At 42.8% G+C, this 20,649-nt stretch carries 12 protein-coding genes; 7 read left to right on the top strand and 5 right to left on the bottom strand.

What is annotated here, in order from left to right:
* Window positions 1-25: 25 nt before the first annotated feature.
* The 6 genes from I2I04_RS05230 to I2I04_RS05205 all read left to right on the top strand — a co-directional run bounded on the left by I2I04_RS05230 (window position 26) and on the right by I2I04_RS05205 (window position 11,817).
* Window positions 26-1,648 carry a RagB/SusD family nutrient uptake outer membrane protein gene (locus I2I04_RS05230; RefSeq protein WP_195654526.1) on the top strand — a complete coding sequence of 541 codons (1,623 nt, stop codon included), beginning with the start codon at window positions 26-28 and terminating at the stop codon, window positions 1,646-1,648.
* A gap of 307 nt (window positions 1,649-1,955) precedes the next feature.
* Window positions 1,956-4,241, top strand: coding sequence for a GH92 family glycosyl hydrolase (locus tag I2I04_RS05225; protein ID WP_195470222.1), 2,286 nt, complete (start codon window positions 1,956-1,958; stop codon window positions 4,239-4,241).
* A gap of 6 nt (window positions 4,242-4,247) precedes the next feature.
* Window positions 4,248-6,590 (top strand): GH92 family glycosyl hydrolase, encoded by a 2,343-nt coding sequence (locus I2I04_RS05220; RefSeq protein WP_195654525.1) that lies wholly within the window; start codon window positions 4,248-4,250, stop codon window positions 6,588-6,590.
* Between the two features lie 13 nt (window positions 6,591-6,603).
* Window positions 6,604-7,401 carry a basic secretory family protein gene (locus tag I2I04_RS05215; protein ID WP_143259095.1) on the top strand — a complete coding sequence of 266 codons (798 nt, stop codon included), beginning with the start codon at window positions 6,604-6,606 and terminating at the stop codon, window positions 7,399-7,401.
* 8 nt (window positions 7,402-7,409) lie between these two features.
* Window positions 7,410-9,767, top strand: a complete 2,358-nt coding sequence (locus I2I04_RS05210; RefSeq protein ID WP_195654524.1) for a GH92 family glycosyl hydrolase — start codon at window positions 7,410-7,412, stop codon at window positions 9,765-9,767.
* Window positions 9,768-9,870: 103 nt separating this feature from the next.
* A complete protein-coding gene (locus tag I2I04_RS05205) occupies window positions 9,871-11,817 on the top strand; it encodes a glycoside hydrolase family 97 protein (protein ID WP_143259097.1) in 1,947 nt (648 codons plus the stop codon).
* 318 nt (window positions 11,818-12,135) lie between these two features.
* Here the strand turns inward: I2I04_RS05205 and I2I04_RS05200 are convergent, their stop codons facing one another.
* From I2I04_RS05200 to I2I04_RS05185, 4 genes are all read right to left on the bottom strand, one after another.
* Window positions 12,136-12,930 (bottom strand): LytR/AlgR family response regulator transcription factor, encoded by a 795-nt coding sequence (locus tag I2I04_RS05200; protein ID WP_195654523.1) that lies wholly within the window; start codon window positions 12,928-12,930, stop codon window positions 12,136-12,138.
* Between the two features lie 5 nt (window positions 12,931-12,935).
* Entirely contained in the window at window positions 12,936-14,003 is a 1,068-nt protein-coding gene (locus I2I04_RS05195; RefSeq protein ID WP_143259099.1) for a sensor histidine kinase, read from the bottom strand.
* A 70-nt stretch (window positions 14,004-14,073) separates the two neighbouring features.
* Window positions 14,074-14,967: an efflux RND transporter periplasmic adaptor subunit gene (locus I2I04_RS05190; protein ID WP_143259100.1), complete on the bottom strand. Its 894-nt coding sequence runs from the start codon at window positions 14,965-14,967 to the stop codon at window positions 14,074-14,076.
* A 62-nt stretch (window positions 14,968-15,029) separates the two neighbouring features.
* Window positions 15,030-19,355 carry a CusA/CzcA family heavy metal efflux RND transporter gene (locus I2I04_RS05185; RefSeq protein ID WP_195654522.1) on the bottom strand — a complete coding sequence of 1,442 codons (4,326 nt, stop codon included), beginning with the start codon at window positions 19,353-19,355 and terminating at the stop codon, window positions 15,030-15,032.
* A 210-nt stretch (window positions 19,356-19,565) separates the two neighbouring features.
* Here I2I04_RS05185 and I2I04_RS05180 point away from each other — a divergent pair, with 210 nt between their 5' ends.
* Entirely contained in the window at window positions 19,566-20,108 is a 543-nt protein-coding gene (locus I2I04_RS05180; protein WP_049701850.1) for a glutathione peroxidase, read from the top strand.
* On the opposite strand, the gene I2I04_RS05175 is transcribed toward I2I04_RS05180, so the two are convergent.
* Window positions 20,086-20,604 carry an NUDIX hydrolase gene (locus I2I04_RS05175; protein ID WP_195470215.1) on the bottom strand — a complete coding sequence of 173 codons (519 nt, stop codon included), beginning with the start codon at window positions 20,602-20,604 and terminating at the stop codon, window positions 20,086-20,088. The two genes, I2I04_RS05180 and I2I04_RS05175, sit on opposite strands and share 23 nt — an antisense overlap.
* Window positions 20,605-20,649: the final 45 nt, after the last annotated feature.

The following is a 20,649-nucleotide window of genomic DNA, read 5'->3' as shown; positions in this document are numbered from 1 at the left end:
CACCGTTATAAAAACCATAAGAATTATGAAACTATTAAAAGTATATATATCTGCATTTTGTATGTGTTCACTTTCTGTGTTGTTGAATTCATGCGACGATTTTCTGAAAGAAGAACCATTGGATATGAAGTCATCTGACCAATTCTGGAAGACGAAAGCTGATGCGGAGTCGGGTGTGAACGCATTGTATTTCGGTGGTGTACCTTATTTACATAACACTGATGTAGGTGGTGGCTGGACTCCTAAAGCGACAATGTGGGGTGGTATTGTGTCCGGATTATACGTTGATAAGCGTAAGGATAGAACATTTACTACTGCATCCGAAGGGTGTAATTTCAATATTGAGTCTTTTGATGAAATTGCAATGAAATACTGGCATGAATTCTATAAAGGTATTTCACGTGCCAACTTTGTTATAGCCAATATTCCGACAATGACCGGTGTGCTGGATGAGGCTACTATTAATAATTATGTGGCTCAAGGTAAATTTTTCCGTGCATACGGGTATTTTTGGCTAGTCAAAGAATTTGGTGGCGTTCCTTATATTTCAGAACCTTACACTTCTACAGAAGGAATGTACAAAGAACGTCTTTCCGCCGAAGAGATCTATAAGAAGATTGAAGCCGACTTACTGGATATTGTCAATGGAGATGCATTGCCGAATAAAACGTTCTATGAAAATGGCTGTTATGTTACCAGAGCAATGGCGCAGACTTTGCTGGCACAAGTTTATCTACAATGGGCTGGTGCACCGTTAAACGGGGGGGCAGACTATTATGGAAAAGCTGCACAGATGGCATTGAAAGTGATTAATGATAGTCCTCACGGACTTATTCATCCGAATGGAACGACTGATGATTTGAACTCTGCGTATAATGTGATTAAGACAACGAAAGAATCAGCTGAAATCATTTATGCTAAAGAATACAATTATAGTGATTATAGTGTAGGTAACTCTTATGCTTGTCGTTCTATCGGGACAGATGCTTTTCAGTGGGGAGTGTTCCATCCGGGAGGAGACGTGCTGTATAATGCATACCTTCCCTGTGATATGTTGCTTGACAGCTATGCCTCTAATGATATTCGGGGACATGAGAAACAGTTCTTTTTTAAGCAATATACCGATGCTGCAGGAAAGACTTATACTTTGAACAATGCAGGTAACTGGGCATGGTTTGATGAAAATGCCTTGATTAGTGGTCACGATGGTGATTATAATATGCCGGTATTCCGTTTTGCGGAAGTCTTGCTGATTGCAGCCGAAGGTCTGGCACGTACAAACCATGAAGATAATGCTGTCGGTGGAGCTAAATATTATCTCAATCAAGTGCGTAAACGTGCTGGATTGGCAGATGAGACGGCTACAGGAAACGATTTAATACAATCGATTTTGACTGAACGTTTGCATGAGTTACCGTTGGAATTTAAGATTTGGGATGACATTCGTCGTACTCGTTTGTATCCGGAAGCATCTACCGAAGGAAAATTGAAATGGACTGCTCTTGCATCGGCTCAAATCCAAAACAAGCCCGATGGAAGCACAAGAGCCGGTGCGATTCCCGAATATGCTTTGTTATGGCCTATCCCGTTGGATGAAATTCAGGCTAATCCAGCTTTGGAAGGACATCAGAATCCGGGATGGAATTAATTAGGTAATAAGAAATATTTGTTTCTAATAGAATTGGAGAGAGGGTAAAGGCAAATTATCCTCTCTCTATTGCTTAAACAGTTAGTCTTCCGGTTGTACTCTCGTAGTATGCACATAAATATTATATGTTGATTCTCAATTATTTAACTTGTACTCTCGTTGACACTCGTTTCCTTTGATTGACTATACTGCTATTTTTTCTTATTTTGGCGTATCAGAGGACTGATAATTGCTGAAAGATGCTTTAATTTGTAACGTAAATAAAAAAGACTTGATAATCTAGTATTAATAGCTTAATTCGTAGACCATGAATAAAAAGAAACTACTATCATTCGCAATAGCCCTGCTATTGGGAGCTTCCTCTACTTTTGCGCAAAAGCAACCGGTAGACTATGTGAATCCTTTAATGGGGACTGATTCGAAAATATCACTATCCAATGGAAATACATATCCTGCCATTGCGTTGCCTTGGGGAATGAACTTTTGGATGCCACAAACCGGGAAGATGGGTGACGGTTGGGCTTATACTTATGCATCCGACAAAATCAGAGGTTTCAAGCAAACTCATCAGCCCAGTCCGTGGATCAATGACTATGGCCAGTTCTCAATCATGCCGATGACTAAACAGTTGAAGATCGATCAGGACAGTCGTGCTTCATGGTTCTCTCACAAAGCCGAGAAAGCCACTCCTTATTATTACAGTGTTTATTTGTCCGAGTATGACATGACAACTGAAATAGCTCCGACAGAACGTTGCGCATATTTCCGTTTCACTTTCCCTGAAACTTCTGATGCCTATGTGGTGGTAGATGCTTTCGACCGCGGTTCGTATGTAAAAGTGATTCCTGAAGAAAATAAAATAGTCGGTTATACGACACGCAATAGTGGCGGTGTTCCTCAAAACTTTAAGAATTACTTTGTGATAGAGTTCGACAAGCCTTTTACTTTCAATAAAGTATGGGCAGACTATCATTTGGTTGAAACACATCTTGAACTGCAATCCAATCATGTCGGTGCAGCTATTGGATTTTCGACGAAGAAGGGAGAACAAGTACACGCAAAAGTGGCATCCTCATTCATCAGCCCCGAACAGGCAGAACTGAATTTGAAAGAAATTGGAAACAAGACCTTCGAACAGACAAAAGAGGCCGGACGTAAGGCATGGAACAATGTCTTGGGGCGTATCAAGGTTGAAGACAGCGATGAGAATCGTATGCGTACGTTCTATTCTTGCTTGTATCGTTCGGTGTTGTTTCCTCGTATGTTTTACGAGGTAAACAGTAAGGGGGAGACAGTACATTATAGTCCCTATAATGGTGAAATCCGTCCGGGATATATGTTTACCGATACTGGATTCTGGGATACTTTCCGTTGCCTGTTTCCATTTGTTAATTTGATATATCCTTCAATGGGTGAGAAGATGCAGGAAGGCCTGTTGAATACCTATCTTGAAAGTGGATTCTTTCCCGAATGGGCAAGTCCGGGCCATCGTGGTTGCATGGTTGGGAACAATTCTGCTTCTGTAGTAGCAGATGCCTTTATGAAGAATGTAACCAAAGCGGATGCAGAAAAAATGTACGAAGGTCTACTGAAAGGAGCCAATAGCGTACATCCGAAAGTTTCTACTACCGGACGTCGTGGATATGAATATTATAACAAGCTGGGTTATGTGCCGTACGATGTGAAAATTAATGAGAATGCGGCACGCACATTGGAATATGCATACGATGACTGGTGCATCTACCGTATGGGTGAAAAATTAGGTCGTCCGGCAGAAGAACTGGATGTTTATAAGAAAAGGAGCCAGAACTACCGTAATCTGTTCGATCCGGAAACTAAGTTGATGCGGGGAAAGAATTCCGATGGAACTTTCCAGACTCCTTTCAATCCTTTTAAATGGGGAGATGCCTTTACGGAAGGAAATAGTTGGCATTATACATGGTCGGTATTCCACGATGTACAAGGACTGGTTGATCTGATGGGCGGCAAGAAGATGTTTGTCAGCATGCTTGATTCTGTATTCAATCTTCCTCCTGTATTTGATGATAGTTATTATGGAGGAGTGATTCACGAGATTCGTGAAATGGAAATTGCTAACATGGGTAACTATGCGCATGGCAACCAGCCTATCCAGCACATGATTTACTTGTATAACTATGCCGGCGAGCCTTGGAAAGCCCAATATTGGTTGCGTGAGACGATGAACCGCCTCTATCTTCCTACTCCGGACGGTTATTGTGGAGATGAAGATAACGGTCAGACTTCGGCTTGGTATGTATTTACCGCATTGGGTTTCTATCCGGTATGTCCGGGCAGCAATGAATATGTGATGGGAGCTCCTTACTTTAAGAAAGCAACGATTACACTGGAGAACGGTAAGAAATTGGAAATCTCCGCCCCGAAGAATAACGATGATAATCGTTATATTCGTTCATTGAATTATAATGGCAAGAATTATACAAAGAATTATCTGAACCATTTCGATCTGTTGAAAGGCGGGCGTCTGGTGTTTGATATGGATAACAAACCGAATAAGGGAAGAGGTATCAACGAATCAGACTTCCCATATTCATTCTCTCGTGACGTAAAGTAAGCAGCTATGAATAATATGAGAAAGAAAGTATTGATGGTGACTATGGCGGCAGCAACTTTGTCCGCCATAGCTCAACAACCGGTGGACTATGTGAATCCGATAATCGGGACTAATGGAATGGGGCACACCTTTCCCGGTGCTTGCACTCCTTTCGGATGGGTACAGTTGAGTCCGGACACAGACACAATTCCGCATAATGTAAATGGAGCTTATCAGAAAAATGCCTACGAGTATTGTGCCGGTTACCAATATAGAGACAAGACTATTGTTGGCTTCAGTCACACTCATCTTAGTGGTACGGGACATTCTGACTTGGGAGACATTTTGTTGATGCCTGCTGTTGGCGATGTGAAGTTAAATCCCGGACGGGCGGATTACCCGGAAGAGGGATACCGTTCACGTTTTGATCATGCTACAGAAAAGGCTGTTCCCGGATATTATGAAGTGATACTGGACGATTATGGCATTAAGGCCCAACTGACAGCAACACAACGGACGGGCATACATAAATATACCTTCCCGAAAGGAAAAGATGGGCATTTGATTTTGGATCTGGTGCATGGTATTTATAATTATGACGGCAAAGTACTATGGGCTAATTTAAGGGTAGAAAACGATACTTTGTTGACCGGATACCGTATCACCAACGGATGGGCGCGCACGAATTATACCTATTTTGCTATCTCTTTGTCACAGCCGATTAAAGACTACGGATATAAGGATAAGGAAAAAGTATTGTACAATGGCTTTTGGCGTCGTTTCAAGTTGGAAAAGAACTTCCCCGAAATCACAGGTCGAAAAATTGTGGCTTACTTTAACTTCGATACCGCTAACAACTCGGAACTGGTCGTAAAAGTGGCATTGTCGGCAGTCAGTACGGAAGGGGCCATTCAGAATCTGCGTGCCGAGGCTTCCGGAAAGAGTTTCGAACAGCTGGCGGAAACTGCTCGGACAGACTGGAATAGCGAACTGGATCATTTCGAGATCGAAGGTACGCCCGATCAGAAAGCAATGTTCTATACTTCCCTTTACCACACCATGATTAATCCGTCTGTATATATGGATGTAGACGGTTCCTATCGTGGGCTGGATCATAACATACACCGGGCAGAAGGATTCACCAACTATACTATATTTTCCCTTTGGGATACCTATCGTGCGGAACATCCTTTCCTGAATCTGGTGAAACCGGGACGCAATGCGGATATGGTGGAATCCATGATTAAACATGAGCAACAAAGCGTGCACGGAATGTTGCCGGTATGGAGTCTGATGGGAAATGAAAACTGGTGTATGAGCGGTTATCATGCTGTGTCTGTACTGGCGGATGCAATAACCAAAGGTGTCTTTTCGAATGTAGATGAGGCATTGGTGGCAATGGTCAGTACATCCACCGTTCCGTATTATGAAGGTATAGCCGATTATATGAAGCTGGGATATATTCCGCTTGACAAAAGTGGTACAGCAGCCTCTTCTACTTTGGAGTATGCATACGATGATTGGACTATTTATCAGACAGCTTTGAAGGCAGGTAACAAGGAAATAGCGGAGACTTACCGGAAACGTGCCCTCAATTATCGTACTATCTATGATACAAGTATTGGTTTTGCACGTCCTCGTTATAGTGACGGTTCTTTCAAGAAAGAGTTTGATGTATTGCAAACCTATGGTGAAGGTTTTATCGAAGGCAATTCATGGAATTTCTCTTTTCATGTGCCGCACGATGTATTTGGCATGATCGACCTGATGGGAGGAGAAAGGACATTCGTGCAGAGACTGGATGAACTGTTCTCCATGCATCTGCCGGAGAAGTACTATGAACATAATGAGGATATTACGGAAGAATGTTTGGTAGGCGGATATGTGCATGGTAATGAGCCGAGCCACCATGTACCTTATCTATATGCGTGGACTTCCCAGCCGTGGAAATCGCAGTATTGGCTGCGTGAGATTCTGAATAAGATGTATAAGAATGATATTAACGGATTGGGTGGAAATGATGATTGCGGACAGATGTCAGCATGGTACCTTTTCTCCGTGATGGGCTTCTATCCGGTTTGTCCTGGTACAGACCAGTATGTATTGGGAGCGCCCTACCTGCCTTATCTGAAGATGACGCTTCCTAATGGAAAGACATTGGAGATTAAAGCGCCGGGTGTCAGCGACAAGAAACGTTACGTGCAGTCGCTGAAATTGAACGGCAAAGTATACGACAAGATGTATATTACACATGAAGACATTTTGAAAGGAGGCGTGCTTGAATTCAAGATGGGTGCGTCACCTAACAAACGCCGCGGATTATCACCGGAGGATAAACCTTATTCATTAACTAATGGAATCAACAAATAATCAATAAAGAAATATGAAAAAGATACATTTAATCTATGCAGCCTGCCTGCTGATAGGTATGGGGGCTTGTGCTGCAAGTGTGCAAAAACAGGTGAAGGATAATTCTGATGTATGGAAAGAGTACAATACAGGTGCTGTATTGTTTGAGGACAAAGCACCGGAAACGCTGGGATCGGACATTTACCACCGGATCATTCCCGATGCTGAATCGTACATCAAGGAACAGGCACGTACTGTATTAGCTACTCTTTACAATTCTCCGGAAGATAGTATTCCTGCAGTGCACAAGATACATTATACATTGGAAGATATCAACGGTATTTCTGCGAAAGGTGGTGGTAATGGTGATGTGACGATTTTCTACAGTACACGTCACATTGAAAAATCTTTTGCAGCGAATGATACGGCGAAGTTGTTTTTTGAAACACGCGGGGTACTTTTGCATGAATTGACGCACGCATATCAGCTGGAGCCACAGGGAATCGGCTCTTATGGAACCAATCGTGTGTTCTGGGCATTTATCGAGGGAATGGCAGATGCTGTGCGGGTTGCTAATGGAGGATTTGACGGACCGAATGCCCGTCCGAAAGGTGGAAATTATATGGATGGATACCGTACGGCGGGTTATTTCTTCGTGTGGTTACGTGACAACAAAGATCCTGAATTCTTGCGTAAGTTCAACCGGAGTACATTGGAGGTGGTGCCTTGGTCGTTTGATGGAGCTATCAAGCATGTTTTGGGAGACGAATATAATATTGATGAACTGTGGCATGAATATCAAGTTGCGGTAGGAGATATACAAGCACAATAAGAATAAATATGGCTAGTAGATTGGGTAAAAAGAGATTGTTTTTGGTTTGGTCGTGTCTGGTGAGTATTTTGCCGGGCATGGCTCAAACCGAGAAACTGATTGATTATGTGAATCCATTTGTGGGAACAGATGGTTATGGCAATGTGTATCCGGGTGCACAGATTCCTTTCGGGGGAATTCAGATGAGTCCGGACACAGATAGTAAATACTATGATGCGGCTTCCGGTTATAAATATAATCATTCCACCTTGTTGGGATTCAGTCTGACTCATTTAAGCGGGACCGGTATACCTGATTTGGGAGACTTTTTGTTTATTCCCGGAACAGGAGAGATGAAACTGGATCCGGGGACACGTGAGGAGCCGGAAAAGGGATATCGCTCACGTTATTCTCATGAAAAGGAATGGGCGTCACCTAATTATTATGCGGTTGAACTGGCTGATTATGGAGTAAAGGCTGAAATGACGTCGGGGGTACGTAGTGGTATGTTTCGCTTCACCTATCCTCAATCGGATAAAGCTTTTATTATGATCGATATGAACCATACTTTATGGCAATCTTGTGAATGGGCGAATCTGCGCATGGAAAATGATTCTACCATCACCGGATATAAACTGGTAAAAGGCTGGGGACCGGAACGGCATATCTATTTCACGGCTACTTTCTCTAAGAAGTTGACCGGTTTGCGCTTTATGCAGAATAAGAAGCCGGTGATTTACAATACCTCCCGGTTTCGTAGCAGTTATGAGGCTTGGGGAAAGAATTTGATGGCTTGCATCTCTTTTGATACAAAAGCCGGAGAGGAAGTGATTGTAAAAACAGCTATTTCATCGGTCAGCACAAACGGGGCGAAAAACAATATGGCAGAACTTGCCGGACTCACTTTCGATGATCTGAAAGCCAAAGGAGAAGCGCTATGGGAAAAAGAACTTGGAAAATATAAGCTTACTTCCGACCGTAAAACGAAAAGAACATTCTACACGTCGGCTTATCATGCGGCTTTGCATCCGTTTATCTTTCAGGATGCAGACGGGCAATTTCGCGGATTAGATAAAAATATAGAGAAAGCCGAAGGATTTACCAACTATACGGTATTCTCTCTTTGGGATACCTACCGGGCTTTACATCCTTGGTTCAATCTGGTTCAGCAGGAAGTGAATGCCGATATTGCCAATTCAATGCTGGCTCATTATGATAAAAGTGTGGAGAAAATGCTGCCTATCTGGTCGTTTTATGGAAATGAGACTTGGTGTATGATTGGTTATCATGCAGTTTCCGTGTTGGCTGACATGATTGTGAAGGGAGTGAAAGGGTTCGATTACGAACGTGCGTATGAAGCAATGAAGACCACGGCGATGAATCCGAATTATGACTGTTTGCCGGAGTATTGTATGATGGGATATGTACCTTTTGATAAAGAGGCGGAATCAGTATCTAAAACTTTGGAATATGCGTATGATGATTATTGCATGGCACAGGCTGCCAAGGCTTTGGGTAAAGAGGATGATTATCGTTATTTCTTGAATCGTGCACTCTCTTATCAGACTTTGATTGACCCGGAAACGAAGTATATGCGTGGCAAGGACAGTCAGGGAAACTGGCGTACACCGTTTACTCCGGTAGCTTATCAAGGTCCCGGATCTGTAAATGGATGGGGGGATATTACGGAAGGCTTTACTGTACAATATACCTGGTATGTACCACAAGATGTACAAGGATATATGAACGAAACTGGCGAAGACTGGTTCCGCAATCGGTTGGATGAACTGTTCACGGTAGAGTTGCCGGATGACATTCCGGGAGCACATGATATTCAAGGCCGTATCGGAGCTTATTGGCACGGAAATGAACCATGCCATCATGTAGCGTATCTTTATAATTATTTGAAAGAACCATGGAAATGTCAGAAGTGGGTACGGACGATTGCTGAACGTTTCTATGGCGATACTCCGGATGCATTAAGTGGCAATGACGATTGCGGACAGATGTCGGCTTGGTATATGTTCAATTGCATTGGCTTTTATCCGGTAGCTCCTTCAAGCAATATGTATAACATCGGTTCTCCTTGCGTTGAGGCAATAACTGTTCGGATGAGTAACGGAAAGGTTATTGAAATGGTAGCAGATAATTGGTCGCCGAAGAATGTGTATGTAAAGGAGTTGTATGTGAATGGCAAGAAGTATGACAAGTCTTATTTGAAATATGAGGATATACGTGATGGCGTGAAACTACGTTTTGTCATGAGCAGTAAACCGAACTATAAGCGTGCGGTATCGGATGAAGCGGTAGCCCCTTCTTTGTCGTTGCCTGGAAAGACAATGAAATATCAGGCAAATTTGATGAAAACGGGTATATCAAACCAGTGAAAATGACTTTTGAAGGAGTATTACTCAGTCCGTTTGATAGTACGAAGTGATGTTTTTATTACATTTGCCAATGTAAAACGATTATTAATTAAATATCTAAATCATGAGAAGATATTTCCTGTTAGTTGTGTGTTTGTGCTTGGCATCATTACTTCGTGCACAGAATAAGTTAGAGTTGGTTTCTCCCAATGGAGAGCTGAAAGTGTCCTTGAATCTCTCGGATAAAATCTATTATAGTATAGATTATAACGGAGATGTATTGTTGAAAGACAATACCCTTCAGTTGACATTGAGGAATCAGGTGTTGGGAGAAAACCCCAAACTGCACCGTCAGAAACGTACGAGTGTCGACGAGCAATTAACTCCTGTGGTGCCTTTGAAATATTCGAAAGTCAATAATCGTTATAATCAATTGCTACTGACCTTCAAAAACTATTCGGTAGAATTCCGTGCTTTTGACGATGGAGTTGCTTACCGGTTTATTACCTCACAAAAAGGTGATGTTGAAGTAATGGGCGAAGAGTTTGCTATCAACTTCCCGTCGGATTATCTTCTTCACTTGCAACAACCGGGAGGCTTCCATACAGCTTATGAGGAACCTTACACACATGTTCAAAGTAAAGCGTGGAAGCCTGAAGAACGGATAGCTGTTTTGCCGGTATTGATTGACACACACAAAGACTATAAAATATTAATCAGCGAGTCGGATCTGGCTGATTATCCATGTATGTTTCTCAAAGGAACGGGCACAAACGGAGCGATTTCTGTTTTTCCTAAAGCTCCGCTTGCGTTTGCCGAAAACAGTGATCGTAGCGTGAAGATTACTCAAGAAGCTGATTACATTGCTAAAACAAAAGGTACGAGAAATTATCCTTGGCGTTACTTTGTAATAAGTAAAAATGATAAGCAGTTGCTTGAGAACACAATGACTTATAAACTGGCTGAAAAGAATCAGCTCCAGGATGTTTCATGGATTAAACCGGGACAGGTAAGCTGGGAATGGTGGAATGACGCTTCTCCTTACGGACCGGATGTGAATTTTGTTTCCGGTTATAACTTGGATACTTATAAGTATTACATTGATTTTGCTTCTAAATTTGGTATTCCATATATTATTATGGATGAAGGCTGGGCTAAAAGTACGCGTGATCCTTATACGCCTAATCCGAAAGTAGACTTGCACGAGTTGATTCGTTATGGCAAAGAAAAAAATGTAGGGATTGTACTTTGGTTGACATGGTTGACTGTAGAAAACAATTTTGATCTCTTCAAGACTTTCAATGAATGGGGAGTAAAAGGACTTAAGATTGATTTTATGGACAGAAGCGATCAGTGGATGGTCAACTATTACGAACGGGTAGCCCGGGAAGCAGCCAAACATCATTTGTTTGTCGATTTTCATGGCTCTTTCAAACCTGCCGGTCTGGAATATAAATATCCGAATGTACTGTCTTATGAGGGAGTGCGTGGCATGGAACAAATGGGCGGTTGTTATCCGGATAATAGTCTGTATTTACCATTTATGCGTAATGCTGTCGGCCCGATGGATTATACTCCCGGAGCGATGATTAGTATGCAGCCTAATGTGTATCGGTCGGAACGTCCCAATGCTGCAAGTATCGGAACACGTGCTTATCAGTTGGCACTCTTTGTGGTTTTTGAAAGTGGTCTGCAGATGTTGGCGGATAATCCTACTCTTTATTATCGTAATGAAGATTGTACCCGTTTCATCACACAAGTTCCCGTAACGTGGGACGAGACCGTGGCACTGGAAGCTAAAGCGGGTGAATATGTTATTGTAGCAAAACGGAAAGGCGATAAGTGGTTTATAGGAGGAATGACTAACAATGGTGAAAAGGAACGTGAGTTTACCATAAAGTTAGATTTTCTGAATAAGGACCGCTCTTATCAAATGACATCTTTTGAGGATGGTATCAACGCAGGACGTCAGGCGATGGATTATCGTTGCAAGTCAGCCCAAGTGAAAGCCGGAGAACAGCTAACTATAAAGATGGTTAGAAATGGCGGCTTTGCAGCTGTCATTGAATGATGGCACATATTCTAACTTTCCATACGTAAAAATGGAATCCTCTTTCAATCTATTACCATCCTTCTGAAACGCATTGTTCATCGAGCTTTCAGGGTGGTGATAGATTGTTTTCCACCTATCACCTAATCATTCATCTATCACCGTTTGAAATGAACATGCCTGCATATAAATATAAGCTTGTATGTAAATAGAAGTTTCAACAGGGGATACCTTTGGTTTCAAGGCGTGAAACTGTTTGTTCCAAAGGTTGAAACTGTTTGTTTCTCGGTGTGAAACACTTTGTTCTACTATTTATTTTAAGAAGGCAATGCCTCGAGATCAACGCTTTCTCTTAGAGAACCACTCTTTAAACTCTGCTACTCGGGCTTTACTGACAAGTATTTTTTCTTTGATTCCTGAATAATACAAATTGATGGATAGTCGGCTGTTGAACCATAAGTCAATATCTTTGATAGCTTCTCGCGAAATAAGATATTGGCGGTTAGCCCGAAAGAAAAGAGAAGGATTGAGGCAGTCCGTAAGTTCATCTAATGTTTGAGAAAAACAGTATTCGGTTTCATCAGTTAAGACTACCTTGACTTGACAGTCCTTAATATAGAACAATTGTATCATATCTACAGAAACAGGCAATAGTTTGTCTCCTTTTGTAGGAATAAGGAAATGACTTTTATAGTTCTCCTGCTTTTGGAGTGAATGTATAAGTTTCAGTAGCTCATTCTCCTGTTGTGGAAAAGGAAACTGGTGTTTATCAGCAGTATCTTGTAAACCTTGTAGCTTATCGAAAGCATGTTCTATGTCTTCCTTACCGATGGGTTTTAATAAATAGTCGATGCTGTTTACTTTAAATGCACGTAATGCATATTCATCATAGGCAGTCGTGAAGATAATCGGACAAGTAATATTGATATGATTGAATATCTCGAAGGCGGAACCATCTGCCAGGTGAATATCCATGAATACCAGTTCCGGTATCGGATGGGAACTGAACCATTCGATAGTGGAACTGATACTATCCAGTATGGTCACGATTTCTCCATTTGGTTTTATCTCATTAAGCAGTGAAGTCAGGTTTCGTACTGCTGCTTTTTCGTCTTCTATAATGACAATCTTCATGGTGATTATTGTTCTAGTTGTGATTTTTCAATCAAAGGAATGCAAACAGTAAACTCTCTGTCCTCCGTTATTTGTATATCCCGTTTGAACAAAAGCCTGTATCGCTTGGCAAGGTTGGCAAGTCCGATACCGGTTCCGGGAGTTGCAGTCCATTTGGGCTGGATGTCGTTGCTGATAGATAAGTTGCCGTTATCGTCCGTCGCAATATGAATGGTCAACGGTTTCCGGTCGCTGATTTCGTTGTGCTTTACTGCATTCTCAATCAACACTTGCACCGCCATTGGAGGAAGAAGAAATTTTTCGTAAGCATTGTTTATCCTCATGTTAAATTGCAGATTGTTCTCGAAACGCATCTTTAATAGAAATATATAAGCGGAAACAAATTCCATTTCTTCCCGGAGAGTGACACATTGTGACTCATTACTCTGCAAGGTATATCTTAGTACCCGAGAGAGTTCCTGGATGTAATCCTGGGCCTTATCCTGATTTTCGCGTACCAGTGAACGCAGCGTATTCAGCGAATTGAACAGCATGTGTGGGTTCAGCTGATTCTTCAGTACTTCATACTGGTTGCGGAGATTTTCAGCCTGAAGCTGTTCGTTTTCAATAAGTACCAGTTGCTGCTTGAATATAAGATGAATGATGCAACAACTGCTGGTGACGAGACATGCAACAATGAAATCCCGCAATGGATGCAAATAATGATGTACCATAGCATCGATGGCTGGAATATCAAAAGTTCTGTGAAGAAAAACAAATACCTGTCCTGACAAGTTACTCAATATCCATGTCACGATAAAGGAAAGCAAAACCTTTGTCCCTGTAATTTTAATGGAAGCCTGATTGAAATGAAATAAACGGGTATTGATGGCAAAAAGTAACAATAGTGACAGAAAGGTAAACAGTATTTCATTTGCCACATCTATAAACTTCATCCCCGGGAACAAGGAATGACTTTCGAAACGGTCGAAAAGAGATACTGATTCAGGAAAATGAATCAGTACAGCAACCGCTAAGGAGATGATGACTGTGGAAAGTATATATTTATCTTTTTTTATTGCTTTGGTTATCATACAACAAAGATAGTGGTAAATTACGAGTTACCGGTTATAAAAAGTGAATGCTGTTGGCACAGTTGGTCAATTATTGTTTCTGAATGTGTGCCGTGACATACATACCGGGGCGGAATTGTATATTTTCTTCCTTGATGGAAGCATATACCTCGAGCGAACGATTGGTTTCGTCTACTTTTTGTCCGATGGAAATCACGATGCCATGAAAGGTTTGTGTCCCCATTCCGTTTACACGAAACTGTACCGGGCTGCCGACTTGTATGTCTGCGAGATCTTTCTCGTAAGTAGTCAGGCAAAGCATCGGGCTGCTTTTATCGATAAGTTCGCAAAGCGCTTCTCCCGGATTGATATATTTGCCGATGTTCATCGCTACATTAGCGGCATAACCACTAATAGGGGCTTTGACTTCCAGTAGCGGTTGTATTCCGTTCTTAAGTAATGCCTCCGTTTGAACGCCTAAAAGAGAAAGTTGTGCAGCAGCGGCGTCTTGGCGACTCTTCATAGAGAGAAAGTCCGCTTTACTTTGCTGGAATTTCTTTTGGGAAGCTGCTTGTTCGGCAGAAAGATTTTTTTGCCGTTCGTATTCAGCTAAGAGATATTCGGTCTGTGCGTGACTGTCCAGATAAGTTTGTTGCAGGGTGATGAACTCCGGATTCTCTAACGTGGCAATTACACTGTTTGTAGCCACCCATTGTCCTGGAAGCAGAGAAGCTTTTTTTACAATGCCTCCCATGGTTAAAGCAATGGTTGCCTGACGTTGAGGAGGAAGAACGATTCGTCCGTTGAATGAAACCTGATTAGGCTTTGAGGTAGCTGAAGTGATAGCATCCACTTCGGGTTGTGCGGTGCTATCTGCTATCGTTTCGGCAACGGGAATTGCGGCGGATTCGTTATTTGTAGTTTGCTGGTTTCCTTTGCAAGCCGTTAGAACTAGTAAAAGGATGGGATAAACTATCTTTTTCATATCTTATGTTTTATAATAATTATTCTGGGTGATGTATGTCATTCAATGTCTCGATTTTCCACCTACTTGAATAGTTCATATTCTAGAGCCGCAATGTTGTATTGGTAGACTGTTTCAATATAGCCTCTGCGGATCTCTCTGGCGGTAGTTATCGACTGTATATATTCGGCAATGCCTGTTTCGCTTTGCTGTAATTGCAGGTTGGCTGCTTTTGTCAGTTCATCCGCTTCTTTCAAGGCAGAAGAGGTATAATATCGTAAACTCTCGTTATATCTGCGGAGGGATGCTTCCAGTTCGAGTGTCTTATTTCTTAACTCCCGGATGTTGGCATCTGCCTGTATTTGCGCTGAAGTGGCAGTTAGCCGTGCCTGCTTCACTTTGCTCTTTTGTGGCAGGAAGTAGATGGGAAAAGAAACCCCAATCATCCAAGCATTCAGATTCTTAAGTGGGAGAATGTCCTGACGTGTATACCCCACACTGATTTCAGGAAAGAAATGGCTCTGCTCTACATGGAGCATTGCTTTCGCTTCATCTGCCTGGCTTTGAAAGTAGGCAGTATGGGCTCCCGACAGGCTTCCATCCGAAATGCCGGTATAGAATAAGGATAAAGTGGAATCCACGGGGACAATGGGATCATTGGAGTAGCAGCTCCATTGGAAACGTGCCAATGCCATTTTCTCTTCTTCTTTTGATTGGAACCAGCGGTTATGCAGATCGGCAGCTATGGTGGTCATCATATTTTTTTCGAGCAAGGTAATCTCTCCTTGTTGGTATCGTAATTCTCCGATGCGCTGCAACTCTTCTGCCATTTTATCCTGATCCCGATACATTGAACAGAGATTAGTGGCATATTGATAGTAGGCCCACGCCCTTTTCACTTCTGCTGTGATTTCTTTCTCTACCATCTGCCGATAATATGTGTTCGTTTTTACCTGGCGGTTGACTAACGCATTCTTGTAGAATGGTGTTAGAAGGGAGCCTAGGCTTTGCTCGAAAGCCAGTTCCTTGTCTTTTTTGTTTTCTCCATTAAGTTGACCCCAGGAATAGCTGAACGAGGTAGGAGTTGCTTCTATCACTTCTCCGCGAGTGGCTTTGGCCTGTTGAATAGCATTATTGGCTATTTTCAGGCGAGGATGATTTTGTTTGGCTATTTCTATCGCCTGTTCGAGACTGACTATTTGTGTTTGTTGAGCGGAAACGAACGCGGGAAGAAACAAGAACAGGAGGCACAATCCCCCGAAAGGCCAGCGCAGTTTGACTCCCGGACGTCTCCAGGTAGCAAATGAATTTACAATTTTGTAAAACACCGGAATAATGAGTAAAGTCAGTACGGTAGAAATAATCAAGCCGCCGATGACCACTGTTGCCAACGGACGTTGTACTTCTGCGCCGGCTGAAGTGGCTATTGCCATCGGGACGAATCCCAAAGATGCGACCAGTCCTGTCAGGAATACAGGACGGAGCAAGTGTGGAGTCCCTTTTTTGATAATCTGGTTTGTAGTCATGGAATAGGTATTTTGTTTACGAAGTTCGTTGAAGTGATTTACCATAAGGATACCATTCAATACTGCCACCCCGAACAAAGCGATGAATCCTACTCCGGCCGATATGCTAAACGGAAGTCCGCGTAGCCAAAGTGCGGCGATACCACCGATGAGCGATAGGGGGACGGTTGAGAATACCATCAGGGTATAGGTGATATTCTTGAATGCGAAGAACAGAATCAGCAGAATGAGCATTAATGCCACGGGGATGACCACCATTAAGGTATTGATGGCATTTTGCAAGTTTTCGAACTGGCCGCCGTATTCGAAGTAATATCCCGGTTTCAGTTTGATGTTCTTGTTCAGTGTCTCTTGAATATTGGCGACAACCTGCTGAATGTCTGCGTCACGCACATTGACACCGATAACGATGCGCCGTTTGGTTGCGTCCCGGTTGATTTGCAGTGGTCCACTGACAAGGTCGATGCTTGCTACCTCTCCAACAGGGATTTGAATTCCTTCCGAAGTGCGTACAAACAACTTATCAAGATTCAAGTCGGCCACTTTCTCCTGGTCAAGCCGGACCACGAGATCGAATCTCCGCTCGTTTTCAAAGATTACACCCGTTGACTCCCCGGCATAAGCGGTTCGGATAATGGTGTTGAGCTCTTCTATATTGATGCCGTAACGGGCTATTTTCCCACGGTTGTATTTCACTACCAATTGGGGTAATCCCATCGTTTGCTCAACGATGACATCCGCTGCTCCCGGCACTTTTTCTACAAAGGTGGCTGCTTCTTTGGCTCTTTCATATAATTCGTGCGTGTCTTCTCCATATAATTTGATGGCAATATCAGCTTTTGCTCCCGTCATCAGCTCGTTGAAGCGAAGCTGTATCGGTTGCGAGAAGTTGAATTCGGCACGTTCGGAGAGCGGAGCAAGTGCGTCTTTCATTTTATCCACCATTTCTGCACGGCTTCCGGCACTTGTCCATTCTTTGAATGGTTTCATGATAATCATCACATCGGCATCTTCCACCGCCATCGGGTCAGTGGGGACTTCTGCCGTTCCTATTTTGGCAACGACGTGTTTGATTTCAGGGAATTTATCCATTAATGCTTTCTCTGCCAAGCGGGATACTTCGATGCTTTCGGTCAGCGAACTTCCTGCGGGCAGTGTCATTTGCATGGCAAAATCTCCTTCGTCCAAAGTGGGAATGAACTCTGCTCCCAGGCGGGTAAAGAGAAAAAGTGAACCGATCAGTGCGGAGAAGGCTACGATGACGGTACGCCATTTGTAACGAAGACAGGTGCGCAGGGTGTGCTGGTATATCTTGTTCAATTTCTCGAAGAAGCGGTCGGCAAGGGTAGGTTTCACGACAATGGTATGCTTCAGGAAGAGGGATGCCATCATAGGGACATAAGTCAGTGAGAGTATTAAAGCTCCAATAATGCAGAACACAAGTGTTTTAGCCATGGGAGTGAAGTATTTCCCTTCAATTCCGTTCAATGTAAGGATGGGGAAGAAGACAATAAGGATAATCAACACAGCGAAGGTTGCCGAACGTGCTACGCCGGAAGCTCCTTTTTCTACTTCTTTGTCCATCTCTTTGCGGGTCAGTGTGCGGCCTCGGAATTGTTTTCCGTAAATGTGGGCGAGAATACCTTCCAATATAACGATAGAACCATCTACTACAATACCAAAGTCAATGGCACCGAGACTCATCAGATTGGCGGTGACATTGAATATACGCATCATGATAAAAGCGAAGAGCATTGCCAGCGGGATGACGGATGCGACAATCAGCCCGGCACGAAGGTTGCCGAGGAATAGGATGAGTACAAGGAAGACGATAACCGCTCCTTCAATCAGGTTGTTAACAACCGTAGAAATGTTCCGGTTTACCAGTTCCGAACGGTTCAAGTAAGGTTCTATACTGACTCCTTCGGGTAATAGCTGCTGTATTTTTTCTACCCGTTTTTCGAGTTCTTGAGTCACTACATTTGCGTTGGCACCTTTCAGCATCATGGCAATTCCGCCGACACACTCACCCTCACCATCCTTTGTCATGGCACCGAAACGCTTTGGAGAGCCGAAGCGGACAACTCCTACATCACTGATATGTACCGGAATTCCATTCCGGTTGGTCACTACAATCTGTTCAATATCCTTGATGCGGGTAATCATACCTTCCGACCGGATATAGTAGGCATTCTTTATTTTCTCAATGTAGCTTCCGCCGGTATTTTGATTGTTACTGCTAAGTGCTTCGAACACTTCGCCGATAGTGATATTCAAAGAAAACAGGGCGTCCGGGTCAACGGCTACTTCATATTGTTTCAGGTAACCGCCGAAACTATTGATTTCTACTATACCGGGTATACCGGACAATTGACGTTTCACCATCCAGTCTTGAATGGTGCGGAGTTCCATTGCGTCATATTTCTTCTCATATCCGGGAGCTACTTTCAATATATACTGGTAAATCTCTCCCAGACCGGTGGTGATGGGCATCATCTCCGGTGTTCCGAGTTCGGAGGGAATTTCGCTTGTTACGCTTTGTATTTGTTCATTTATCAACTGCCGTGCATCAAGTGTGGGGACACTTTCTTTAAAAACGACCGTTACGACCGATAGCCCGAAGCGACTGACGGAACGGATATCTTCGACATTCATAATATTGCTCATCGCTATTTCGATAGGCATAGTGATGAGTTGTTCCACCTCTTGTGGCGCGAGTGTAGGGGATACTGTCACTATTTGTACCTGATTATTGGTAATGTCGGGCACGGCATCAATAGGTAGTGTCAGCATCGCATAGATACCTCCGATAAACAGGAAGAGAGTAGTGAGTCCTACAAATAGCTTCTTCTTGATTGAAAAACGTACAATAGCTGTAAACATGACTTTCGTTGTATTATTATTTCACAGTACAAAATTACGGCCTATCTTCATCCGTTATCACTAAGAATAAATGAAGCGGAAAGATTGTGGGGTGAAGTGACGGATTAGGGAATTGAAAGATGTAAAATCATAGCTCTTGTTTCATTGCTGAACAAACATTTCTTTCAGTTTACTCGTTTAATATAAAAACAAACTAAATGTATATTCAGCATGAAAACATTCGTCTTGATGATGGTAAGCTTGTTGTTTGCAATTTCTTCGGAAGCGCAAAACAAGTCTTTTTATGATTTTACAGTGAAAACAATTGATGGTAAGGACTTTCCTCTTTCTTCGCTGAAAGGTAAGAAAGTGCTGGTAGTCAACGTGGCATCTAAGTGTGGGCTGACGCCCCAGTATGCTCAACTGGAGAAACTATATGAGAAATATAAAGAAAAAGACTTTGTTGTTATCGGTTTTCCGGCGAATAACTTTATGGGACAAGAGCCGGGTAGTAATGAGGAAATAGCTAAGTTCTGTTCTTTGAACTACGATGTTACTTTTCCGATGATGGCAAAGATTTCCGTTAAAGGAAAAGATATGGCTCCTCTTTACCAATGGTTGACGGAGAAAAAACAGAATGGGAAAGAAAACGCACCGGTTCAGTGGAACTTTCAGAAGTTTATGATTGATGAGAACGGAAATTGGGCGGGAGTTGTGTCTCCGAAAGAAAGTCCGTTCTCTGAAAAGATTATTACTTGGATAGAGAAGGAATAAGAGAGACTTTTCTCAGCTCTTCTTCGAAGTTGGGAGTGAAGATTCCTTTACCCAGATTTTCTTTTATTTCTTCGATGCTCCAAAATCGTCCCCCGTCCAGTTCGTCGCTGGGATGGATTTCTTCCTCATAAACGGTTTTGTGGACAAAAACAAGCTCTTTTTCACGGCTGGATTCAAAAACATAACTGGTGAGAAGCTCGGGAGTGAAGTCTGTGATGCCTAATTCTTCATTGACTTCTCTCTTTAGAGCGATTTCTACGCTTTCGCCCAAATCAATATGTCCGCCTACGGCCGTATCCCATTTCCCCGGTTGAATGTCTTTCCATTCAGGGCGTTTCTGTAAATAGATGTCTCCTTGTGTATTGAATACGTGAAGGTGAACTACCGGATGAAGCAGTTTGCTACCGCTGTGGCATTCTCCACGAGTGGCGGCTCCGGTGATATTTCCCTGTTCGTCTACGATGGGGAACATTTCCTGGTTATTATCGCTTGGCATAGTGTTTTTTTATATTTGGTGAAATCTTTCGGAGAGGCGAATATC

The organism is Bacteroides sp. 1001136B_160425_E2 (assembly GCF_015559655.1).
GTDB lineage: Bacteria > Bacteroidota > Bacteroidia > Bacteroidales > Bacteroidaceae > Bacteroides > Bacteroides luhongzhouii.
This window is presented reverse-complemented; position numbering and strand designations above follow the sequence as displayed.

What these genes read in the sequence shown, in the direction of transcription:
- I2I04_RS05230 (WP_195654526.1), top strand. Translation starts at nt 26, where the DNA reads ATGAAACTATTAAAAGTATATATATCTGCATTTTGTATGTGTTCACTT.
- I2I04_RS05225 (WP_195470222.1), top strand. Translation starts at nt 1,956, where the DNA reads ATGAATAAAAAGAAACTACTATCATTCGCAATAGCCCTGCTATTGGGA.
- I2I04_RS05220 (WP_195654525.1), top strand. Translation starts at nt 4,248, where the DNA reads ATGAATAATATGAGAAAGAAAGTATTGATGGTGACTATGGCGGCAGCA.
- I2I04_RS05215 (WP_143259095.1), top strand. Translation starts at nt 6,604, where the DNA reads ATGAAAAAGATACATTTAATCTATGCAGCCTGCCTGCTGATAGGTATG.
- I2I04_RS05210 (WP_195654524.1), top strand. Translation starts at nt 7,410, where the DNA reads ATGGCTAGTAGATTGGGTAAAAAGAGATTGTTTTTGGTTTGGTCGTGT.
- I2I04_RS05205 (WP_143259097.1), top strand. Translation starts at nt 9,871, where the DNA reads ATGAGAAGATATTTCCTGTTAGTTGTGTGTTTGTGCTTGGCATCATTA.
- I2I04_RS05200 (WP_195654523.1), bottom strand. Translation starts at nt 12,930, where the DNA reads ATGAAGATTGTCATTATAGAAGACGAAAAAGCAGCAGTACGAAACCTG.
- I2I04_RS05195 (WP_143259099.1), bottom strand. Translation starts at nt 14,003, where the DNA reads ATGATAACCAAAGCAATAAAAAAAGATAAATATATACTTTCCACAGTC.
- I2I04_RS05190 (WP_143259100.1), bottom strand. Translation starts at nt 14,967, where the DNA reads ATGAAAAAGATAGTTTATCCCATCCTTTTACTAGTTCTAACGGCTTGC.
- I2I04_RS05185 (WP_195654522.1), bottom strand. Translation starts at nt 19,355, where the DNA reads ATGTTTACAGCTATTGTACGTTTTTCAATCAAGAAGAAGCTATTTGTA.
- I2I04_RS05180 (WP_049701850.1), top strand. Translation starts at nt 19,566, where the DNA reads ATGAAAACATTCGTCTTGATGATGGTAAGCTTGTTGTTTGCAATTTCT.
- I2I04_RS05175 (WP_195470215.1), bottom strand. Translation starts at nt 20,604, where the DNA reads ATGCCAAGCGATAATAACCAGGAAATGTTCCCCATCGTAGACGAACAG.